The organism is Enterococcus canintestini (assembly GCF_001885735.1).
GTDB classification, from domain to species: domain Bacteria; phylum Bacillota; class Bacilli; order Lactobacillales; family Enterococcaceae; genus Enterococcus_C; species Enterococcus_C canintestini.
Genome location: NZ_JXKG01000004.1, coordinates 14,305 through 30,176, shown reverse-complemented (window position 1 = coordinate 30,176; position 15,872 = coordinate 14,305). Strand labels below are relative to the sequence as shown.

Sequence of the window (15,872 nt, the reverse complement as noted above, 5' to 3'; positions counted from 1 at the left end):
CCTCAATTCCGAATTAAAATCAATAAGACTGTCACGATTGCAAAGACTACAATTACCATCGTGTCGCGCCAGTGCCAATCTAATTTACGATATTTCGTCCGCCCTTCACCGCCGGTATATCCTCTGGCTTCCATCGCAGTAGCTAAATCTTCAGCTCGATTAAAACTCGAAACAAATAATGGAATTAATAGCGGAATGATAGCTTTCATTTTTTGAACTAAACTACCTTCACCAAAATCAACACCACGAGCACGTTGGGCGTTCATAATCTTTTCTGTTTCATCCATTAATGTTGGCACAAATCGCAAGGCAATAGATAACATCAAACTTACTTCATGCACCGGAAAATGCACGACGTTTAAAGGTCGTAAAATATATTCAATCGCATCAGATAGCTCTAAAGGCGCTGTAGTAAGTGTCAAAAGAGTCGACATAAAGATGATTAAAATAAAGCGGCAGAAAATAAAAGCCCCATTCATTAAACCATAATCTGTCACGGTAAAGACCCACCAATGCCACATCACATTACCACCAGTGGTAAACAATACTTGTAGCAAGACAGTAAATAAAATCAACCAAATTAACGGTTTAACACCACGAATAAAAAAGGAAATTTTTACTTTGGAAAGTAAGATGCAACCTAAAGTAAACAGTGCCAAAAAGGCATAGCTTTGCCAATTATTCGCAAAAAAGATTACAGCGATAAAATAAAAACTGGCAATTAATTTCGCCCGCGGATCCAAACGGTGAATGAGAGAATCCCCTGGAATATAACGTCCAAAAATTAGTTTGTTCATCATTTGCCGCCACCTCCAGCTAAAAGCATATCCGCTAATTCTTCGGCAGTAATCGGTAAACGATCAAAATGCAAACCTTTTTCTTGCAGTCGCAAAGCAAATTCGGTTGCCATCGGTACACCAATTTGTTTTTCCTGCACCCATTTGACATCTTGAAAGACGTCTACTGGACGGCCTGATTTTACTAATGCGCCTTTTTCTAAGACGTAAACATAATCAGCAAAGTTCGCCACATCATCCATTAAATGCGTAACTAAGACAATCGCAATGTTTTTTTCCTGATGCAAACGTAAAAACATATCCATCATATCTTTACGGCCTTTTGGATCAAGGCCTGCTGTCGGTTCATCTAAAACTAAAACTTCAGGTTCCATCGCTAAAACGCCTGCGATAGCTACCCGTCGCATTTGTCCACCGGATAAGTCAAAAGGTGAACGCTCCATATAAGAGGCATCTAAGCCGACTAGGTTAAGATATTCTTCTGCTAAAGCTTGGGCTGCTTCTTCTGTGACACCAAAATTCTTGGGACCAAAGGCGATATCTTTTGCTACTGTTTCTTCAAATAACTGCGCTTCAGGAAACTGAAAGACAATGCCGACTTTTTTGCGAATCGGTTTTAAATTCTTATTGTCTGTCGTTGCGTCAATTTTGCGTTCACCAATGGTTACTATGCCACTAGTGGGTTTTAGTAGTGCATTTAAATGTTGGAGTAATGTGGACTTGCCACTACCTGTATGTCCAACAATGGCCGTATATGAACCAGCCGGAATTTCAAGGTCAATATCATATAATGCTCTTTGTTCAAAAGGCGTGCCCGGTTGATAGGTAAATCCTACTTGTTCAAAACGGATATCCATAACCACTCCACCATCCCTTCTTCAGTCAAGTATTCTTCAGGTACTGCTACGCCTCGTTCTTTTAACGCTGCTTTTAATTTTTCTGGAAAAGGTAAATCCAAGCCTAATTCAATTAACTTTTCACCAGCTGAAAAAATTTCTGCCGGAGTACCTTCTTTTACTAATTTTCCTTCTTGCATCACTAAAATGCGATTGGCATTCGCTGCTTCATCAATATCGTGGGTAATCGATAATACCGTCAAATTATTTTGATCTTTAATTTTTTTGATTGTGGCAATAACTTCTTCACGACCTTCTGGATCTAACATACTCGTCGCTTCATCCAAAATAATAATATCTGGCCGTAACGCCACCACCCCTGCGATAGCTACCCGTTGTTTTTGACCACCGGATAAACGCGCGGGTTCTCTTTGTTTAAAAGCGCTCATGCGGACTTGTTCTAACGCGTCTTCCACGCGAACTAACATCTCCTCACGGGGAATACCTTGATTTTCTAGTCCAAAAGCGACGTCATCTTCAACAGTCGAACCAACGAACTGATTATCAGGATTTTGAAAGACCATGCCCACCATCTTACGGATGTCCCAGACATTTTCTTCGTTTAATAAATTCCCGCCAACCTTGACTGTTCCAGCTTGTGGTAATAATAAGCCGTTAATCGTTTTGGCTAACGTTGATTTACCAGAACCGTTGTGACCGACGATTGCCACCCACTCGCCTTTTTTTATCTGAAAGGAAACACCATCTAACGCATTACGTTCAGCTTCTGGATCGTAGCTGAATTTTATATCAACAAGTTCAATAATATCTTCCATGACGACTCCTGTCTTTCATTCGTAGTCTTTATACAAAAATAAACTCTTACTAGTAAAAAAAGCTGGTTTAGACCGCTTTTCTTACTAAATTTAGCAGAAAATAAGGGCAAATACAAATGGTTATGACTGAATGTCTCCTAAACAATCTTTTCCATTACTAAATTTTTTAAAAATTATTTAGGAGGCATTCGGTTTTAATGTCTTGACAGTAAATTTTGGGTAAAAAAAAAGCACTTTATGATGAGTGCCTGCCCCTTAGTAAAACTAAGGGGCGGCGCTGAGCTAGACTCGGAATTTACTTCCAACATCATAACACTCTAAAGGACATCGATAAAGTGATGAAAAGTGTGATATTAAACAAGTTCTAGGATAACCATTGGTGCTGCATCGCCGCGTCTTGGTTCTGTCTTCAAGATGCGAGTGTAGCCACCTTGGCGTTCTGCATAACGAGGTGCGATATCGCTAAATAGCTTTTGTAAAGCTGATTCAATCACGATTTCGTCGTTTTCTTCCCGTACACTTGCTACTTCGTTACGTACGAAGGCAGCAGCTTGACGACGGGCATGCAAATCGCCACGTTTACCTAAAGTGATCATTTTTTCAGCAGTTGAACGAACTTCTTTAGCACGAGCTTCAGTCGTTACGATACGTTCGTTGATCAATAAATCAGTTGTTAAATCACGCAACATCGCTTTACGTTGGCTAGATGTGCGTCCTAATTTGCGGTAACTCACGTGGAATTCCCTCCTTTTTGATTCTGCGACTATTAGTCGTCTTTACGTAATCCTAAACCAAGATCGTGTAATTTGGCTTTCACTTCTTCAAGTGATTTACGGCCTAAATTACGTACTTTGATCATTTCTGGTTCAGATTTATTTGTTAATTCTTGTACTGTATTAATTCCAGCACGTTTCAGACAGTTATATGAACGAACAGATAAGTCTAATTCTTCGATTGTCATTTCTAACATTTTTTCTTTTTGTGTTTCTTCTTTTTCAATCATGATTTCAGCATTTTTTGCTTCATCAGTTAGATTCACAAAAATATCCAAATGTTCAGTCATGATTTTCGCAGCTAAACTCATTGCTTCCATCGGCATGATAGAACCATCAGTCCAAATTTCCATCGTCAATTTATCAAAATCGTCACGACGGCCAACCCGTGTGTTTTCTACTTGGTAGTTAACACGATTCACTGGTGTGTAAATTGAATCAACTGGAATAACGCCAATTGGCATATCTTCCCGTTTGTTTTCATCAGCTTGCACGTAACCACGACCAGGTCGAACAGTCAAGCGGGCATGAAAAGTTGCCCCTTCAGAAACGCTACAAATATACATATCTTTGTTTAAAATTTCTACATCACTGTCAACGATAATGTCACCAGCAGTAACAGTCGCTGGACCGGTAATGTCGATTTCAAGGGTTTTTTCTTCTTGCGTGTACATTTTAAGAGCAAGACCTTTGATATTCAAAATGATTTGTGCGACATCTTCGCGCACACCTTTAACGGTGGAGAATTCGTGTAAGACGCCATCGATTTGAATACTTGTGATCGCTGCCCCAGGCAATGAAGATAATAAAATACGACGTAGGGAATTGCCTAAAGTAGTCCCATAACCTCGTTCTAGAGGCTCAACGATGAACTTGCCATAATCTTTTTCTTCATCAATTTTTGCAACTCTTGGTTTTTCGAATTCAATCATTCTTATCTTTTACCCCTTTCAAAACGAAAAGTGTCTTGTTCAATGACGTAAAAATGTAGAAACTCAAATTGAGCAGCACTCATTAAACACGACGGCGTTTTGGAGGGCGGCATCCATTATGAGGAACTGGAGTCACGTCACGGATTGCAGTCACTTCTAGACCTGCTGCTTGTAATGAACGAATTGCTGCTTCACGTCCAGAACCAGGGCCTTTAACAGTTACATCAACTGTTCTTAATCCATGTTCCATTGCTGCTTTTGAAGCAGTTTCAGCTGCCATTTGAGCGGCAAAAGGTGTTGATTTTTTGCTACCTTTAAAACCTAAAGCACCAGCAGATGACCATGCTAACGCGTTACCATGAGTATCTGTGATCATTACGATTGTATTGTTGAATGTTGAATGGATATGTGCAATACCGGTTTCAATATTCTTTTTGACACGGCGTTTACGATTCACTTTTTTTGCTACCATGAAGTTTTAACCTCCTTCACTAGATTATTATTTTTTCTTACCTGCAACTGTTTTAGAAGGTCCTTTACGAGTGCGGGCATTGTTTTTAGTGTTTTGACCACGAACTGGCAAACCACGACGATGACGGATACCACGGTATGAACCGATTTCCATCAAACGTTTGATGTTTAAGTTGACTTCACGACGAAGATCACCTTCAACTTTTAATGTATCAACTGCTGCACGAATAGCATCTGTTTGTTCATTCGTTAAATCACGAACACGAACATCTTCAGATACGCCAGCTTCAGCTAACACTTTTTTCGCAGTAGTGTTTCCGATACCATAGATGTAAGTTAAAGAAACTACTACGCGTTTATCACGAGGAATATCTACTCCTGCAATACGTGCCATATTTTGTTACACCTCCGATTATCCTTGACGTTGTTTATGTTTTGGATTTGCTGGGCAAATCACCATAACGCGTCCTTTACGACGAATTACTTTACAATGTTCACACATTGGTTTTACTGATGGTCTTACTTTCATGATAATACCTCCTTGAAGTTTACGGAGTACAATTATTTAAAACGGTATGTGATCCGACCGCGTGATAAATCATAAGGCGATAATTCTACCGTCACTTTATCACCGGGCAGGATACGGATGTAGTGCATACGGATCTTACCTGATACCGTAGCGAGCACTTGGTGTCCGTTTTCCAATTCCACTTTAAACATTGCATTCGGCAAAGTTTCGACGACTGTACCTTCGATTTCGATAACATCTTCTTTTGCCACGCACAGTACCTCCTTGTACTTGTTTCGCTTTACACGATAAAATGGCGGAAACTGGCGTTCCCACCTGAGATTCTCAAAACTTGCCTTTAATTAACGCTAAAGGCGGACTGACATATTCTATCATAATATATCACACTTAGCAAGAGAAAGTTTCTTTGCAAGTCGGTAGCTGTTTGCGCGTGTTACCCGATGATCTTTTGCACGTCGGCAAAGACTGCATCGATATCACGATCTCCATCAATCGACTGCAATAAACCTTGATCTTTGTAGTAACTTAAGATCGGTTCACTGCTTTTAATGTTGACAGCTAGACGATTCTTGACTGTTTCAGGCTTGTCATCTTCTCGTTGATAAAACTCGTGGCCCCCACAACGATCACAAGTGCCTTCAACTTTAGTTGGGTTGAAGATTTTGTGATAAGTTGCACCGCAATTGCGACACATATAGCGACCCGCAAGACGTTCAACTAAGATTTCTGACGGAACATGGATTTCAACGACAGCATCTAATTTTTTGCCAAGTTCTTTTAGCATTTGATCCAATGCTTTTGCTTGATCTAACGTTCTAGGAAAACCATCTAACAAGAAACCCTTGTCAGTATCTGGTTCAGCTAGACGCTCTTTTACGATACCATTGGTAACTTCGTCAGGCACTAATTCGCCTTTATCCATATAAGCTTTTGCTTCCAGGCCGAGAGCTGTTTCATTGGCCATAGCCGCCCGAAACATGTCACCTGTTGAAATGTGCGGAATTTGATATGCGTCAACGATTCGTTCAGCTTGCGTACCTTTTCCTGCACCAGGTAATCCCATTAATACAAGGTTCATACTAACTCCTCCTGTAAGTTTATGGTGGGGGTGTTGAGGAAAAACCTCAACACTTCACCTTCACTCTAATTGATAAAACCAGTATATTTCCGTTTCAGCATTAACCCTTCTAACTGTTTAGCAGTTTCTAAGGCAACACCGATTACGATCAATAGACTTGTCCCACCCAAACCAATTGATTGTGGCAAGTTCCAGACCATTTGCGCAATAATTGGTAATAACGCAACTAAACCTAAGAACACAGCCCCAACTGCGCTTAAACGCATCAATAAGCGAGAGACATAATCTTCAGTACCTTTACCAGGTCGGACCGATGGAATATAACTTCCTTGCTTTTGTAAGTTTTCCGCTAATTTCTCAGGGTTAACTTGCACGAAAGCGTAAAAGAACGTGAATGCTACAATCAATAACGTATAAATCGTTGCACCAGGCACCGTGTTATAGTTAAAGATTTGCATCATTACATCATACCAACCTTCACCACGATACGAGCCACTTAAAGCTTGTAAAATAGCGTTCGGGGTAGCAATGAAAGAACTGGCGAAAATAACTGGAATAACGCCGGCAGCGTTCACTTTAAGCGGTAAATAACTGCTTGTTGGTGCGCCAGCTACGCGTTTTGTATATTGGATCGGAATTTTACGTTCGGCTTGTTGGACAAAAGTGACCAACGTGATAATAACTAAAACAGCTATTACCAATGCCACCATAAACAGTGCCGATTTCCAAATTTCACTTGATTCGATATTAATGAAATAATCTTCCACTAATTGTTTAATCGCATCAGGTAAACGCGAGATAATACCAGCAAAGATGATCATAGAAACCCCATTGCCGACGCCTTTTTCCGTGATTTGTTCCCCTAACCACGTTACAAACATTGTACCTGCGGTTAAGATTAAACCAATCACGACAAAAGTCATCACATCTGGGTTATCCACAAAGCCAAGCTGAGTCCAAGAATTAAATCCAGCAGTAATCCCGACAGATTGAACAAAGGCTAATACCAATGTCAAAATACGAGTCGCTTGATTTAATTTACGTCGGCCTACTTCCCCTTGTTTGGACCATTCAACGAACTTAGGCACGATATCCATTTGCAACAATTGAATAACAATTGAAGCAGTAATATAAGGTGACACACCCATTGAAAAGACCGAAAAGTTTTGCATCGCACTACCACTTACCATGTTTAACATGTTTAAAAATGGTAGTTCAGCGATACTTTGTAGGCGACTAGCATCAACACCAGGAACGGTGATATGAGCTCCTAGACGAAAGACGAATAAAGCAAAAACGGTAAAGAAGATCTTTGATCTAATATCTTTAACTTTAAAAGAGTCTTTCAACAGTTTAAACATTAGATCACCTCAATTGACCCACCGTTAGCTGTGATAGCTTCTTCGGCTGTTTTTGAGAATTTAGCTGCTTTCACAGTTAATTTCTTAGTCAATTCACCGTTTCCTAAAACTTTGATTCCAGCTTTTTCGTTTTTCACGATTCCAGCTTCTACTAGAGTAACAGGTGTTACTTCAGTACCGTCTTCAAAGCGATTTAAGACATCTAAATTGATTACTGCGTATTCTTTACGGTTAACGTTAGTAAAACCACGTTTTGGTAAACGACGGAATAATGGTGTTTGACCACCTTCAAAACCTAAACGTACACCGCCACCTGAACGCGCTTTTTGACCTTTTTGTCCGCGACCAGCTGTTTTACCGTTACCAGATGAAGTACCGCGACCGACGCGATTGCGTACTTGGCGTGATCCTTCTGCAGGTTGTAATTCATGAAGTTTCATAGGGTTGGCACCTCCTTAACAAGTTAAACTAAGTTTTCTTAAATTTCTTCAACGTCCACTAAGTGAGAAATAGTATTAACCATGCCTTTGATTGCATCATTAGCAGGTTTTACTACAGTTGTATTCACTTTACCAAGACCCAACGCTTTAACAGTATCACGTTGGTTTTGAGGACGTCCGATAACACTGCGTTTTAAAGTAATTTTTAATTCAGCCATTATTGTTGTCCTCCTTATCCGATAATTTCTTCAACTGATTTGCCACGTAATGCAGCAACTTCTTCAGCACGTTTTAATTGAGATAAACCTTCAACAGTTGCGCGAACAACGTTGATTGGTGTGTTTGAACCTAATGATTTAGAAGTAATATCTGAAACGCCTGCTAATTCTAAGACGGCACGGACAGGTCCACCTGCAGCAACCCCAGAACCTTCAACAGCTGGCTTCATTAAAATGCGGCCACCGCCAAAGACGCCGATAACTTCATGAGGGATAGTTGTTCCCACCATAGGTACTTCAATCAAGTTTTTCTTAGCACTTTCGATCGCTTTACGGATAGCTTCTGGTACTTCTTGGGCTTTACCTGTACCAAAACCTACGTGTCCGTTTTTATCGCCAACTACAACTAAAGCTGCAAAACGCAAACGGCGTCCGCCTTTAACAACTTTTGTTACACGGTTGATCGCAACAACGCGGTCTTCTAATTCCAAATGATTTGGATCGATGTAAGTCATGAATGGTGTTCCTCCTTTTCCTAAAATTCTAGTCCATTTTCGCGAGCAGCTTCAGCTAAAGCTTGCACACGGCCATGGTAAAGGTAACCACCACGGTCAAAGACTACTTCTTTAATACCTTTTGCAGCAGCACGTTCAGCAACTAATTTACCAACGGCTTGCGCTTGTTCTGTTTTAGTTCCACCTGAAATTTCTTTATCCAAGGCAGAGGCACTTGCTAGCGTTACACCCGCTACGTCATCAATAACTTGCGCGTAGATGTTTTTGTTAGAACGGAACACGTTCAAACGTGGGCACTCAGCAGTACCAGAGATTTTGTTACGGACACGGCGATGACGCTTTTGACGTGTCTTGTTTTTGTCTGGTTTTGTAATCACAATTGTCACCTCTTCTATTTGCTGGCCTAAGCCGCGAAAAGTAAATAGCCCTCTTCTAAAAAGGAAGATGTGAAGCCGTAATTTGCATACGGGCTTCGGCTATATCCTTTATTATTTACCAGTTTTACCTTCTTTACGGCGGACATATTCACCAACATAGCGGATACCTTTGCCTTTGTAAGGTTCTGGTGGACGTACGCCACGGATGTTCGCAGCTAATTCGCCAACTACTTCTTTGTTGATTCCTTTAACAATCACTTGAGTGTTTGCAGGAACTTCAATTTCAATACCCGCTGGCGCTTCGATCTCAACTGGGTGAGAGTAGCCAACGTTTAAGACTAATTTTTTGCCTTGTAATTGGGCACGGTAACCAACCCCGATAAGTTCAAGAGCTTTTTGGAAACCTTCAGAAACACCAACGACCATGTTGTTAAAGTTGGCACGAGTTGTTCCGTGGATTGTTTTCATTTCTTTTGTGTCATTTGGACGAGTGAAAGTTACCACGTTTCCTTCGATATTCATAGTAATATCAGAAGAAAAAGTACGTGTAAGTTCACCTTTAGGACCTTTGACTGTAATGTTGTTGCCATCTTGCTTGACTTCTACGCCAGCAGGCAATTCAACGATTTTATTACCGATACGACTCACTTAAAGACACCTCCTTGTAAAAGATTATATTACCATACGTATGCGACAACTTCGCCGCCGACATTTTTTTGACGCGCTTCTTTATCAGTGATTACACCGTCAGAAGTCGAGATAATGGCGATACCTAAACCATTTAATACTTTTGGTACTTCGTCAGCTTTAACGTAAGCACGTAAACCTGGTTTAGAGATACGTTTCAAGTTAGTGATAACACGTTCACCGTTTTTGCCGTATTTCAGGAAGACACGGATCACGCCTTGTTTGTCATCTTCGATATATTCAACATCACGCACGAAACCTTCTTTTTTCAAGATTTCAGCGATGTCACGCTTGATTTTTGATGCAGGCACTTCTAAAGATTCGTGCTTAACCATGTTAGCATTACGAATGCGTGTTAGAAAATCTGCGATTGGATCTGTCATGACCATGGGTTCTTTACCTCCTTTATGCGAGTATTTGTTTACCAGCTAGCTTTCTTCACGCCGGGAATTTGACCTTTATAGGCAAGTTCGCGGAAGCAAATACGGCAAAGTTTAAATTTACGATAAACTGAATGTGGACGTCCGCAACGTTCGCAACGAGTATAAGCTTGTGTTGAATGTTTAGCAGGACGTTGTTGTTTAGCAATCATTGATTTTTTAGCCACGTAGTTCGCCTCCTTTAATTATTTTTGGAATGGCATGCCTAATTGTGTCAGCAATTCACGTGATTCTTCATCAGTGTTGGCTGTTGTCACAATAACGATGTCCATCCCGCGTACTTTGTCGACCAAATCATAATCAACTTCAGGGAAGATTAATTGTTCTTTGATACCTAAAGTGTAGTTACCGCGACCATCGAATGATTTTTTACTTACACCATGGAAGTCACGGACACGTGGTAGTGAAACACTTACCAATTTGTCTAAGAATTCATACATGCGTTCGCCGCGTAAAGTAACTTTCGCGCCGATTGGCATACCTTCACGTAAACGGAAGCCGGCAATAGATTTTTTAGCTTTTGTAATCAATGGTTTTTGACCAGCGATTAAAGTTAATTCTTCTACTGCTTTATCTAAATTTTTCGCATTTGAAACAGCATCACCCACACCCATGTTGATTACAATCTTTTCAACTTTTGGTGCTTGCATCACTGAATTATAATTGAATTTTTCCATTAAAGCTGGAACTACTTCTTTTGAGTATTTTTCTTTCAGGCGGTTCATTTAGTTGCCCCTCCTTCCTTTAATTATTTATCTAGAACTTCACCGGTTTTCTTGGAAACGCGGACTTTTTTACCGTCAACTTCTTTGTAGCCAACCCGAGTAGCTTCACCGTTTGATGGGTCGATGATCATGACATTTGATACATGAATCGGAGCTTCCATTTCAACGATTCCGCCTTGCGGAGCAGCTTGAGAAGGTTTTTGGTGTTTTTTCACGATGTTAACACCTTCGACTACAACTTTATCTTTTTTCGGGAAAGCTTCTAAAACAACGCCTTCTTTGTTTTTATCTTTACCGGTGATAACTTTGACTTTGTCGCCTTTTTTAATAAACATTACTGTTTCGCACCTCCTTTTAAAATAGGTTTTCTTATAATACTTCTGGTGCTAGGGAAACGATCTTCATGAAGTTGTTTTCACGCAATTCACGGGCAACAGGGCCAAAGATCCGAGTTCCACGAGGGCTTTTATCGTCACGGATAATTACCGCAGCATTTTCATCAAATTTAATATAAGAACCGTCAGCACGGCGCGCACCTGATTTAGTGCGGACGATGACCGCTTTGACAACGTCGCCTTTTTTGACAACCCCACCTGGCGTTGCTTGTTTAACTGAAGCAACGATCACGTCTCCGATGTTAGCAGTTTTGCGACCTGAGCCACCTAGGACTTTGATCGTCAAAATTTCACGCGCACCTGAGTTATCAGCAACTTTTAATCGGCTTTCTGATTGGATCACGGTTGTATCCTCCTTTATCGCTTTATTTAACTAACAAGTTTCAAAGTGTAATTAGATAATTACAGCTTTTTCAACGATTTCTACTAGACGGAAACGTTTAGTAGCAGATAATGGACGAGTTTCCATAATTTTCACGATATCGCCAACTTTAGCTTCGTTGTTTTCATCGTGCGCTTTGTATTTCTTAGAATAGTTCATGCGTTTACCGTAGATAGGGTGGTTTTTCTTTGTTTCGACAACAACAGTAATGGTTTTATCCATTTTGTCAGATACCACGCGACCTTGGTAAACTTTACGTTGATTTCTTTCAGTCATACCGCTAATGGCCTCCTTCCACAATTACTTCGCTTGTTCACGCAATACAGTTTTGATGCGTGCAATCGATTTACGTACTTCTTTGATACGTGCAGTGTTTTCTAATTGACCGGTTGCTAATTGGAAACGCAAGTTGAACAATTCTTCTTTCAATTGTTTTTCCTGATCAAGCATTTCGGCAGTGGTTAATTCTCTGATTTCTTTAACCTTCATTCGATTCACCACCCATTTCCTCACGTTTTACGATCTTAGTTTTCACTGGTAATTTGTGAGAAGCAAGACGTAATGCTTCACGAGCAACTTCTTCAGGTACACCGGCGATTTCAAACATGATTTTACCACGTTTAACTGGTGATACCCAGCCTTCAGGTGCCCCTTTACCAGAACCCATCCGGACCCCGATAGCTTTTGCTGTATATGATTTATGAGGGAAAATTTTGATCCATACTTTCCCGCCACGTTTCATATAACGAGTCATTGCAATACGCGCTGCTTCGATTTGGCGGTTAGTAATCCAGTGAGATTCTAAAGCTTGTAAGCCGTATTCACCAAATGCTACTTCTTTACCACCTTTTGCTTCGCCACGCATTTTACCGCGGAACTCACGACGGTGTTTTACACGTTTAGGTACTAACATGTTTATTTCCCTCCTTTCTCAGTGTTTTGAGCGTTCTTTTTCGTTGGCAAGATTTCGCCACGATAGATCCACACTTTAACTCCTAATTTTCCGTAGGTAGTGTTTGCTTCTTCCCATGCGTAGTCGATATCAGCACGCAATGTGTGAAGTGGAACAGTACCTTCTGAGTAGCCTTCGCTACGAGCGATATCAGCGCCGTTTAAACGACCAGATACCATTGTTTTGATTCCTTTAGCACCAGAACGCATTGTGCGTTGGATTGCTTGTTTTTGAGCGCGACGGAACGCAACCCGGTTTTCTAATTGGCGAGCAATTCCTTCGCCCACTAATTTTGCATCTAAATCTGGTTTTTTGATTTCCACGATATTGATGTGGATACGTTTGCCAGTTAAGCTGTTTAATTGTTTACGTAAGTTTTCAACTTCTGAACCACCTTTACCAATAACCATACCTGGTTTAGCAGTGTGGATAGAAACGTTCACGCGGTTAGCAGCACGTTCGATTTCAACAGTAGAAACTGCAGCGTCAGCTAATCTAGTCGCGATAAACTTACGGATTTTCAAATCTTCGTGTAAGAAGTCAGCATACTCTTTTTCAGCATACCATTTTGCATCCCAGTCGCGGATGATGCCTACACGCATTCCAATTGGATGTACTTTTTGACCCACTGATTATCCCTCCTTATTTTTCTGATACGACTACAGTGATATGACTTGTACGTTTGTTGATTGGTGAAGCTGAACCTTTAGCCCGTGGACGGAAACGTTTCATTGTTGGTCCTTCGTTAACAAAGGCTTCGGAAACAACTAAGTTTTCAACATCTAAGTCAAAGTTGTTTTCTGCATTCGCAACTGCTGACATCAAAACTTTTTCGATGATTCCGGCAGCTTTATTTGGTGTGAACTTTAAGATTGCAATTGCTTCAGCAACGCTTTTACCTCTAATTAAATCGATCACTAGACGAGATTTGCGAGGAGATACGCGAATTGTTTTCGCAGTTGCTTTAGCTTTTGTAATTTGTTCTGCCATGATGATATCCTCCCCTCAAATATTAACGTCTTGTTTTCTTATCGTCAGCGGCATGCCCACGATAAGTTCTGGTTGGTGCAAATTCACCTAATTTATGTCCTACCATGTCTTCTTGAATGTAAACTGGGACATGCTTGCGTCCGTCATAGACAGCAATAGTAAATCCGATAAAGTTCGGAAAAATTGTTGAACGACGTGACCAAGTTTTGATGACTTTTTTCTTTTCGGCACCTTGTTGTGCTTCGACCTTTTTCATCAAGTGTTCATCGACGAAAGGTCCCTTCTTTAAACTACGACCCATGGTGAACCTCCTTCCAAAATGTAGACCACATGGTCAAAAAACTTATTTAGCTTTGCGACGACGTACGATAAGTTTGTCTGAAGCAGCTTTTTTGTTACGTGTTTTGTAACCCAATGCAGGTTGACCCCAAGGTGATACTGGAGCTTTACGACCGATTGGTGCTTTACCTTCACCACCACCGTGTGGGTGATCGTTAGGGTTCATTACGCTACCACGAACTGTAGGACGTTTACGCATCCAACGAGAACGACCAGCTTTACCAATGTTAATCAATTCATGTTGTTCATTCCCAACAGAACCGATTGTTGCACGGCAAGTTGCTAAGATCATACGTACTTCGCCTGAGTTTAAACGGATTAAGACATATTTGCCTTCTTTACCTAATACTTGAGCGCTTGTACCAGCAGAACGGATTAATTGTCCGCCTTTACCTGGTTTCATTTCGATGTTGTGGATAACAGTACCAACTGGGATGTTTGCAAGTGGTAATGCATTCCCAACTTTGATATCAGCTTCTGGACCAGAAACTACTGTCATACCTACTTCTAAGCCTTTTGGAGCTAAGATGTAAGCTTTAACACCGTCTGAATAATGTACTAACGCGATGTTAGCAGAACGGTTTGGATCATACTCGATTGTTTTAACTGTAGCAACAACGTTATCTTTGTTACGTTTGAAGTCGATTACGCGGTATTGACGCTTGTGACCGCCGCCTTGGTGACGTACAGTGATACGACCGTTGTTATTACGACCGGCATTGTTTTTCAACGGTGCCAATAATGTTTTCTCTGGAGTGCTTGTTGTAATTTCAGCAAAGTCAGAGCTTGTCATATTACGGCGACCATTTGAGGTAGGTTTGTACTTTTTAATTGCCACGCCTGTTTCCCTCCTATATAGTAGTAGAATTTAATGCTTATTCAGCTTCGAAAATTGTAATTTCTTTTGATTCTTCAGTTAAAGTAACGATCGCTTTACGACGTTTCTTTGTGTATCCTGCATATTTGCCCATGCGTTTGAATTTAGGACGCACGTTCACGATATTAACGTTTTTCACTTTAACACCGTCAAAAGCAGCTTCAACTGCTTGTTTTACTAAAGTTTTGTTCGCTTTTGTGTCCACTTCGAAAGTATATTTCTTATCATCCATGGCAAGCATAGATTTTTCAGTGATCACTGGGCGTTTGATAACGTCTAGTAAGTTCATTATGCAAGCACCTCCTCAATTTGAGTCAGAGCAGCTTGAGTTGCTAACATTTTATCGCTTGAAACTACATCCAATACAGATACGTTGTTAGAAGTAACAACAGATACGTTTGGTAAGTTACGAGCTGATAAAGCAGCAAAGTCGTTGTCTGCTTCAAGTACAACTAATACTTTAGTATCAACTGACAAGTTTGCTAAAACTTGTTTGAATTCTTTTGTTTTTGGTGCGTCAAAGCTTAATGCATCAACTGCAACCAATTTATTTTCAGCAACTTTTTCTGATAAAACAGATTTCATTGCTAAGCGACGAACTTTTTTAGGAAGTTTGTAGCTGTATGAACGTGGAGTTGGTCCAAAGACAACGCCACCGCCACGCCATTGTGGTGAACGGATTGAACCTTGACGAGCACGACCAGTTCCTTTTTGGCGCCATGGTTTACGGCCACCGCCTCGAACTGCGCTACGGTTTTTCACAGCGTGTGTTCCTTGTCGTAATGAAGCGCGTTGCATGATGATTGCATCGTAGACAACACTTTCATTTGGTTCAATTCCGAAGATTTCTTCGTTTAATGTGATTTCGCCATTTTGGCTACCATCTTGTTTAAATAATGCAATATTCGGCATTCCTAAGTTC

30 protein-coding genes are annotated in these 15,872 nt (G+C 40.7%); all 30 read right to left on the bottom strand.

Going from position 1 to position 15,872, the window contains the following annotated elements:
• Positions 1-2: 2 nt before the first annotated feature.
• The 30 genes from RU96_RS03920 to rplD all read right to left on the bottom strand — a co-directional run bounded on the left by RU96_RS03920 (position 3) and on the right by rplD (position 15,862).
• Positions 3-800 carry an energy-coupling factor transporter transmembrane component T family protein gene (locus RU96_RS03920; protein ID WP_071864232.1) on the bottom strand — a complete coding sequence of 266 codons (798 nt, stop codon included), beginning with the start codon at positions 798-800 and terminating at the stop codon, positions 3-5.
• Positions 797-1,654, bottom strand: a complete 858-nt coding sequence (locus RU96_RS03915) for an energy-coupling factor ABC transporter ATP-binding protein (protein ID WP_071864231.1) — start codon at positions 1,652-1,654, stop codon at positions 797-799. The genes RU96_RS03920 and RU96_RS03915 overlap by 4 nt, the downstream gene beginning before the upstream one ends.
• A complete protein-coding gene (locus tag RU96_RS03910) occupies positions 1,630-2,469 on the bottom strand; it encodes an energy-coupling factor ABC transporter ATP-binding protein (protein ID WP_071864230.1) in 840 nt (279 codons plus the stop codon). The genes RU96_RS03915 and RU96_RS03910 overlap by 25 nt, the downstream gene beginning before the upstream one ends.
• Before the next feature lie 353 nt (positions 2,470-2,822).
• Complete coding sequence (rplQ, locus tag RU96_RS03905; protein ID WP_071864229.1) at positions 2,823-3,203, bottom strand: 50S ribosomal protein L17; 381 nt, start codon at positions 3,201-3,203, stop codon at positions 2,823-2,825.
• Positions 3,204-3,235: 32 nt separating this feature from the next.
• Entirely contained in the window at positions 3,236-4,174 is a 939-nt protein-coding gene (locus RU96_RS03900) for a DNA-directed RNA polymerase subunit alpha (RefSeq protein ID WP_071864228.1), read from the bottom strand.
• A gap of 82 nt (positions 4,175-4,256) precedes the next feature.
• On the bottom strand, positions 4,257-4,646 hold the full coding sequence (gene rpsK, locus RU96_RS03895; protein ID WP_016173541.1) for a 30S ribosomal protein S11: 390 nt from the start codon (positions 4,644-4,646) through the stop codon (positions 4,257-4,259).
• A gap of 27 nt (positions 4,647-4,673) precedes the next feature.
• Complete coding sequence (gene rpsM / locus RU96_RS03890) at positions 4,674-5,039, bottom strand: 30S ribosomal protein S13 (RefSeq protein ID WP_016173540.1); 366 nt, start codon at positions 5,037-5,039, stop codon at positions 4,674-4,676.
• An 18-nt stretch (positions 5,040-5,057) separates the two neighbouring features.
• Positions 5,058-5,174, bottom strand: a complete 117-nt coding sequence (gene rpmJ / locus RU96_RS03885) for a 50S ribosomal protein L36 (protein WP_002288710.1) — start codon at positions 5,172-5,174, stop codon at positions 5,058-5,060.
• 32 nt (positions 5,175-5,206) lie between these two features.
• Positions 5,207-5,425 (bottom strand): translation initiation factor IF-1, encoded by a 219-nt coding sequence (gene infA / locus RU96_RS03880; protein WP_010754744.1) that lies wholly within the window; start codon positions 5,423-5,425, stop codon positions 5,207-5,209.
• A gap of 182 nt (positions 5,426-5,607) precedes the next feature.
• Positions 5,608-6,252: an adenylate kinase gene (locus RU96_RS03875; protein ID WP_071864227.1), complete on the bottom strand. Its 645-nt coding sequence runs from the start codon at positions 6,250-6,252 to the stop codon at positions 5,608-5,610.
• A gap of 65 nt (positions 6,253-6,317) precedes the next feature.
• Positions 6,318-7,613 carry a preprotein translocase subunit SecY gene (gene secY / locus RU96_RS03870; protein WP_071864226.1) on the bottom strand — a complete coding sequence of 432 codons (1,296 nt, stop codon included), beginning with the start codon at positions 7,611-7,613 and terminating at the stop codon, positions 6,318-6,320.
• Complete coding sequence (gene rplO / locus RU96_RS03865; RefSeq protein WP_071864225.1) at positions 7,613-8,053, bottom strand: 50S ribosomal protein L15; 441 nt, start codon at positions 8,051-8,053, stop codon at positions 7,613-7,615. Before rplO ends, secY begins: the two co-directional genes overlap by 1 nt.
• 38 nt (positions 8,054-8,091) lie before the next feature.
• Positions 8,092-8,271 carry a 50S ribosomal protein L30 gene (rpmD, locus tag RU96_RS03860; protein WP_071864224.1) on the bottom strand — a complete coding sequence of 60 codons (180 nt, stop codon included), beginning with the start codon at positions 8,269-8,271 and terminating at the stop codon, positions 8,092-8,094.
• A gap of 14 nt (positions 8,272-8,285) precedes the next feature.
• The gene (gene rpsE, locus RU96_RS03855) at positions 8,286-8,786 is read right to left on the bottom strand and encodes a 30S ribosomal protein S5 (protein ID WP_016173535.1); all 501 of its coding nucleotides are present in this window, start codon (positions 8,784-8,786) and stop codon (positions 8,286-8,288) included.
• 20 nt (positions 8,787-8,806) lie between these two features.
• The gene (rplR, locus tag RU96_RS03850) at positions 8,807-9,163 is read right to left on the bottom strand and encodes a 50S ribosomal protein L18 (protein WP_071864223.1); all 357 of its coding nucleotides are present in this window, start codon (positions 9,161-9,163) and stop codon (positions 8,807-8,809) included.
• Positions 9,164-9,274: 111 nt separating this feature from the next.
• A complete protein-coding gene (rplF, locus tag RU96_RS03845) occupies positions 9,275-9,811 on the bottom strand; it encodes a 50S ribosomal protein L6 (RefSeq protein ID WP_071864222.1) in 537 nt (178 codons plus the stop codon).
• Between the two features lie 29 nt (positions 9,812-9,840).
• Positions 9,841-10,239, bottom strand: a complete 399-nt coding sequence (rpsH, locus tag RU96_RS03840) for a 30S ribosomal protein S8 (RefSeq protein ID WP_071864221.1) — start codon at positions 10,237-10,239, stop codon at positions 9,841-9,843.
• 32 nt (positions 10,240-10,271) lie between these two features.
• On the bottom strand, positions 10,272-10,457 hold the full coding sequence (locus RU96_RS03835) for a type Z 30S ribosomal protein S14 (RefSeq protein WP_016173531.1): 186 nt from the start codon (positions 10,455-10,457) through the stop codon (positions 10,272-10,274).
• Between the two features lie 18 nt (positions 10,458-10,475).
• Positions 10,476-11,015, bottom strand: a complete 540-nt coding sequence (rplE, locus tag RU96_RS03830) for a 50S ribosomal protein L5 (protein WP_016173530.1) — start codon at positions 11,013-11,015, stop codon at positions 10,476-10,478.
• Between the two features lie 23 nt (positions 11,016-11,038).
• Positions 11,039-11,350: a 50S ribosomal protein L24 gene (rplX, locus tag RU96_RS03825; RefSeq protein ID WP_016173529.1), complete on the bottom strand. Its 312-nt coding sequence runs from the start codon at positions 11,348-11,350 to the stop codon at positions 11,039-11,041.
• Between the two features lie 34 nt (positions 11,351-11,384).
• Positions 11,385-11,753 (bottom strand): 50S ribosomal protein L14, encoded by a 369-nt coding sequence (gene rplN, locus RU96_RS03820; protein ID WP_071864220.1) that lies wholly within the window; start codon positions 11,751-11,753, stop codon positions 11,385-11,387.
• Between the two features lie 51 nt (positions 11,754-11,804).
• Positions 11,805-12,068 carry a 30S ribosomal protein S17 gene (rpsQ, locus tag RU96_RS03815; RefSeq protein WP_016173527.1) on the bottom strand — a complete coding sequence of 88 codons (264 nt, stop codon included), beginning with the start codon at positions 12,066-12,068 and terminating at the stop codon, positions 11,805-11,807.
• Positions 12,069-12,092: 24 nt separating this feature from the next.
• Positions 12,093-12,281, bottom strand: a complete 189-nt coding sequence (gene rpmC, locus RU96_RS03810) for a 50S ribosomal protein L29 (RefSeq protein WP_002288664.1) — start codon at positions 12,279-12,281, stop codon at positions 12,093-12,095.
• Positions 12,271-12,705 carry a 50S ribosomal protein L16 gene (gene rplP, locus RU96_RS03805; RefSeq protein WP_071864219.1) on the bottom strand — a complete coding sequence of 145 codons (435 nt, stop codon included), beginning with the start codon at positions 12,703-12,705 and terminating at the stop codon, positions 12,271-12,273. Before rplP ends, rpmC begins: the two co-directional genes overlap by 11 nt.
• Positions 12,706-12,707: 2 nt before the next feature.
• Positions 12,708-13,373, bottom strand: coding sequence for a 30S ribosomal protein S3 (rpsC, locus tag RU96_RS03800; protein ID WP_016173525.1), 666 nt, complete (start codon positions 13,371-13,373; stop codon positions 12,708-12,710).
• A 13-nt stretch (positions 13,374-13,386) separates the two neighbouring features.
• Positions 13,387-13,734: a 50S ribosomal protein L22 gene (rplV, locus tag RU96_RS03795; RefSeq protein ID WP_071864218.1), complete on the bottom strand. Its 348-nt coding sequence runs from the start codon at positions 13,732-13,734 to the stop codon at positions 13,387-13,389.
• Positions 13,735-13,756: 22 nt separating this feature from the next.
• A complete protein-coding gene (gene rpsS, locus RU96_RS03790; protein WP_071864217.1) occupies positions 13,757-14,035 on the bottom strand; it encodes a 30S ribosomal protein S19 in 279 nt (92 codons plus the stop codon).
• Between the two features lie 42 nt (positions 14,036-14,077).
• Positions 14,078-14,911, bottom strand: coding sequence for a 50S ribosomal protein L2 (gene rplB / locus RU96_RS03785; protein ID WP_071864216.1), 834 nt, complete (start codon positions 14,909-14,911; stop codon positions 14,078-14,080).
• Positions 14,912-14,948: 37 nt separating this feature from the next.
• Complete coding sequence (locus RU96_RS03780; RefSeq protein ID WP_016173521.1) at positions 14,949-15,239, bottom strand: 50S ribosomal protein L23; 291 nt, start codon at positions 15,237-15,239, stop codon at positions 14,949-14,951.
• Complete coding sequence (gene rplD, locus RU96_RS03775) at positions 15,239-15,862, bottom strand: 50S ribosomal protein L4 (protein ID WP_071864215.1); 624 nt, start codon at positions 15,860-15,862, stop codon at positions 15,239-15,241. Before rplD ends, RU96_RS03780 begins: the two co-directional genes overlap by 1 nt.
• Positions 15,863-15,872: the final 10 nt, after the last annotated feature.

Excerpts from the sequence above, each read along its gene's own strand:
- rplX (WP_016173529.1), bottom strand. The coding sequence starts at position 11,350 with ATGTTTATTAAAAAAGGCGACAAAGTCAAAGTTATCACCGGTAAAGAT.
- RU96_RS03915 (WP_071864231.1), bottom strand. The coding sequence starts at position 1,654 with ATGGATATCCGTTTTGAACAAGTAGGATTTACCTATCAACCGGGCACG.
- RU96_RS03780 (WP_016173521.1), bottom strand. The coding sequence starts at position 15,239 with ATGAACTTACTAGACGTTATCAAACGCCCAGTGATCACTGAAAAATCT.
- rpsQ (WP_016173527.1), bottom strand. The coding sequence starts at position 12,068 with ATGACTGAAAGAAATCAACGTAAAGTTTACCAAGGTCGCGTGGTATCT.
- rplE (WP_016173530.1), bottom strand. The coding sequence starts at position 11,015 with ATGAACCGCCTGAAAGAAAAATACTCAAAAGAAGTAGTTCCAGCTTTA.
- rpsK (WP_016173541.1), bottom strand. The coding sequence starts at position 4,646 with ATGGTAGCAAAAAAAGTGAATCGTAAACGCCGTGTCAAAAAGAATATT.
- rpmD (WP_071864224.1), bottom strand. The coding sequence starts at position 8,271 with ATGGCTGAATTAAAAATTACTTTAAAACGCAGTGTTATCGGACGTCCT.
- RU96_RS03910 (WP_071864230.1), bottom strand. The coding sequence starts at position 2,469 with ATGGAAGATATTATTGAACTTGTTGATATAAAATTCAGCTACGATCCA.
- RU96_RS03900 (WP_071864228.1), bottom strand. The coding sequence starts at position 4,174 with ATGATTGAATTCGAAAAACCAAGAGTTGCAAAAATTGATGAAGAAAAA.
- rplD (WP_071864215.1), bottom strand. The coding sequence starts at position 15,862 with ATGCCGAATATTGCATTATTTAAACAAGATGGTAGCCAAAATGGCGAA.
- RU96_RS03920 (WP_071864232.1), bottom strand. The coding sequence starts at position 800 with ATGATGAACAAACTAATTTTTGGACGTTATATTCCAGGGGATTCTCTC.
- rpsE (WP_016173535.1), bottom strand. The coding sequence starts at position 8,786 with ATGACTTACATCGATCCAAATCATTTGGAATTAGAAGACCGCGTTGTT.
- secY (WP_071864226.1), bottom strand. The coding sequence starts at position 7,613 with ATGTTTAAACTGTTGAAAGACTCTTTTAAAGTTAAAGATATTAGATCA.
- rpsH (WP_071864221.1), bottom strand. The coding sequence starts at position 10,239 with ATGGTCATGACAGATCCAATCGCAGATTTTCTAACACGCATTCGTAAT.
- rpsM (WP_016173540.1), bottom strand. The coding sequence starts at position 5,039 with ATGGCACGTATTGCAGGAGTAGATATTCCTCGTGATAAACGCGTAGTA.
- rplP (WP_071864219.1), bottom strand. The coding sequence starts at position 12,705 with ATGTTAGTACCTAAACGTGTAAAACACCGTCGTGAGTTCCGCGGTAAA.
- RU96_RS03875 (WP_071864227.1), bottom strand. The coding sequence starts at position 6,252 with ATGAACCTTGTATTAATGGGATTACCTGGTGCAGGAAAAGGTACGCAA.
- rpmJ (WP_002288710.1), bottom strand. The coding sequence starts at position 5,174 with ATGAAAGTAAGACCATCAGTAAAACCAATGTGTGAACATTGTAAAGTA.
- rpsS (WP_071864217.1), bottom strand. The coding sequence starts at position 14,035 with ATGGGTCGTAGTTTAAAGAAGGGACCTTTCGTCGATGAACACTTGATG.
- rplV (WP_071864218.1), bottom strand. The coding sequence starts at position 13,734 with ATGGCAGAACAAATTACAAAAGCTAAAGCAACTGCGAAAACAATTCGC.
- rpmC (WP_002288664.1), bottom strand. The coding sequence starts at position 12,281 with ATGAAGGTTAAAGAAATCAGAGAATTAACCACTGCCGAAATGCTTGAT.
- rplO (WP_071864225.1), bottom strand. The coding sequence starts at position 8,053 with ATGAAACTTCATGAATTACAACCTGCAGAAGGATCACGCCAAGTACGC.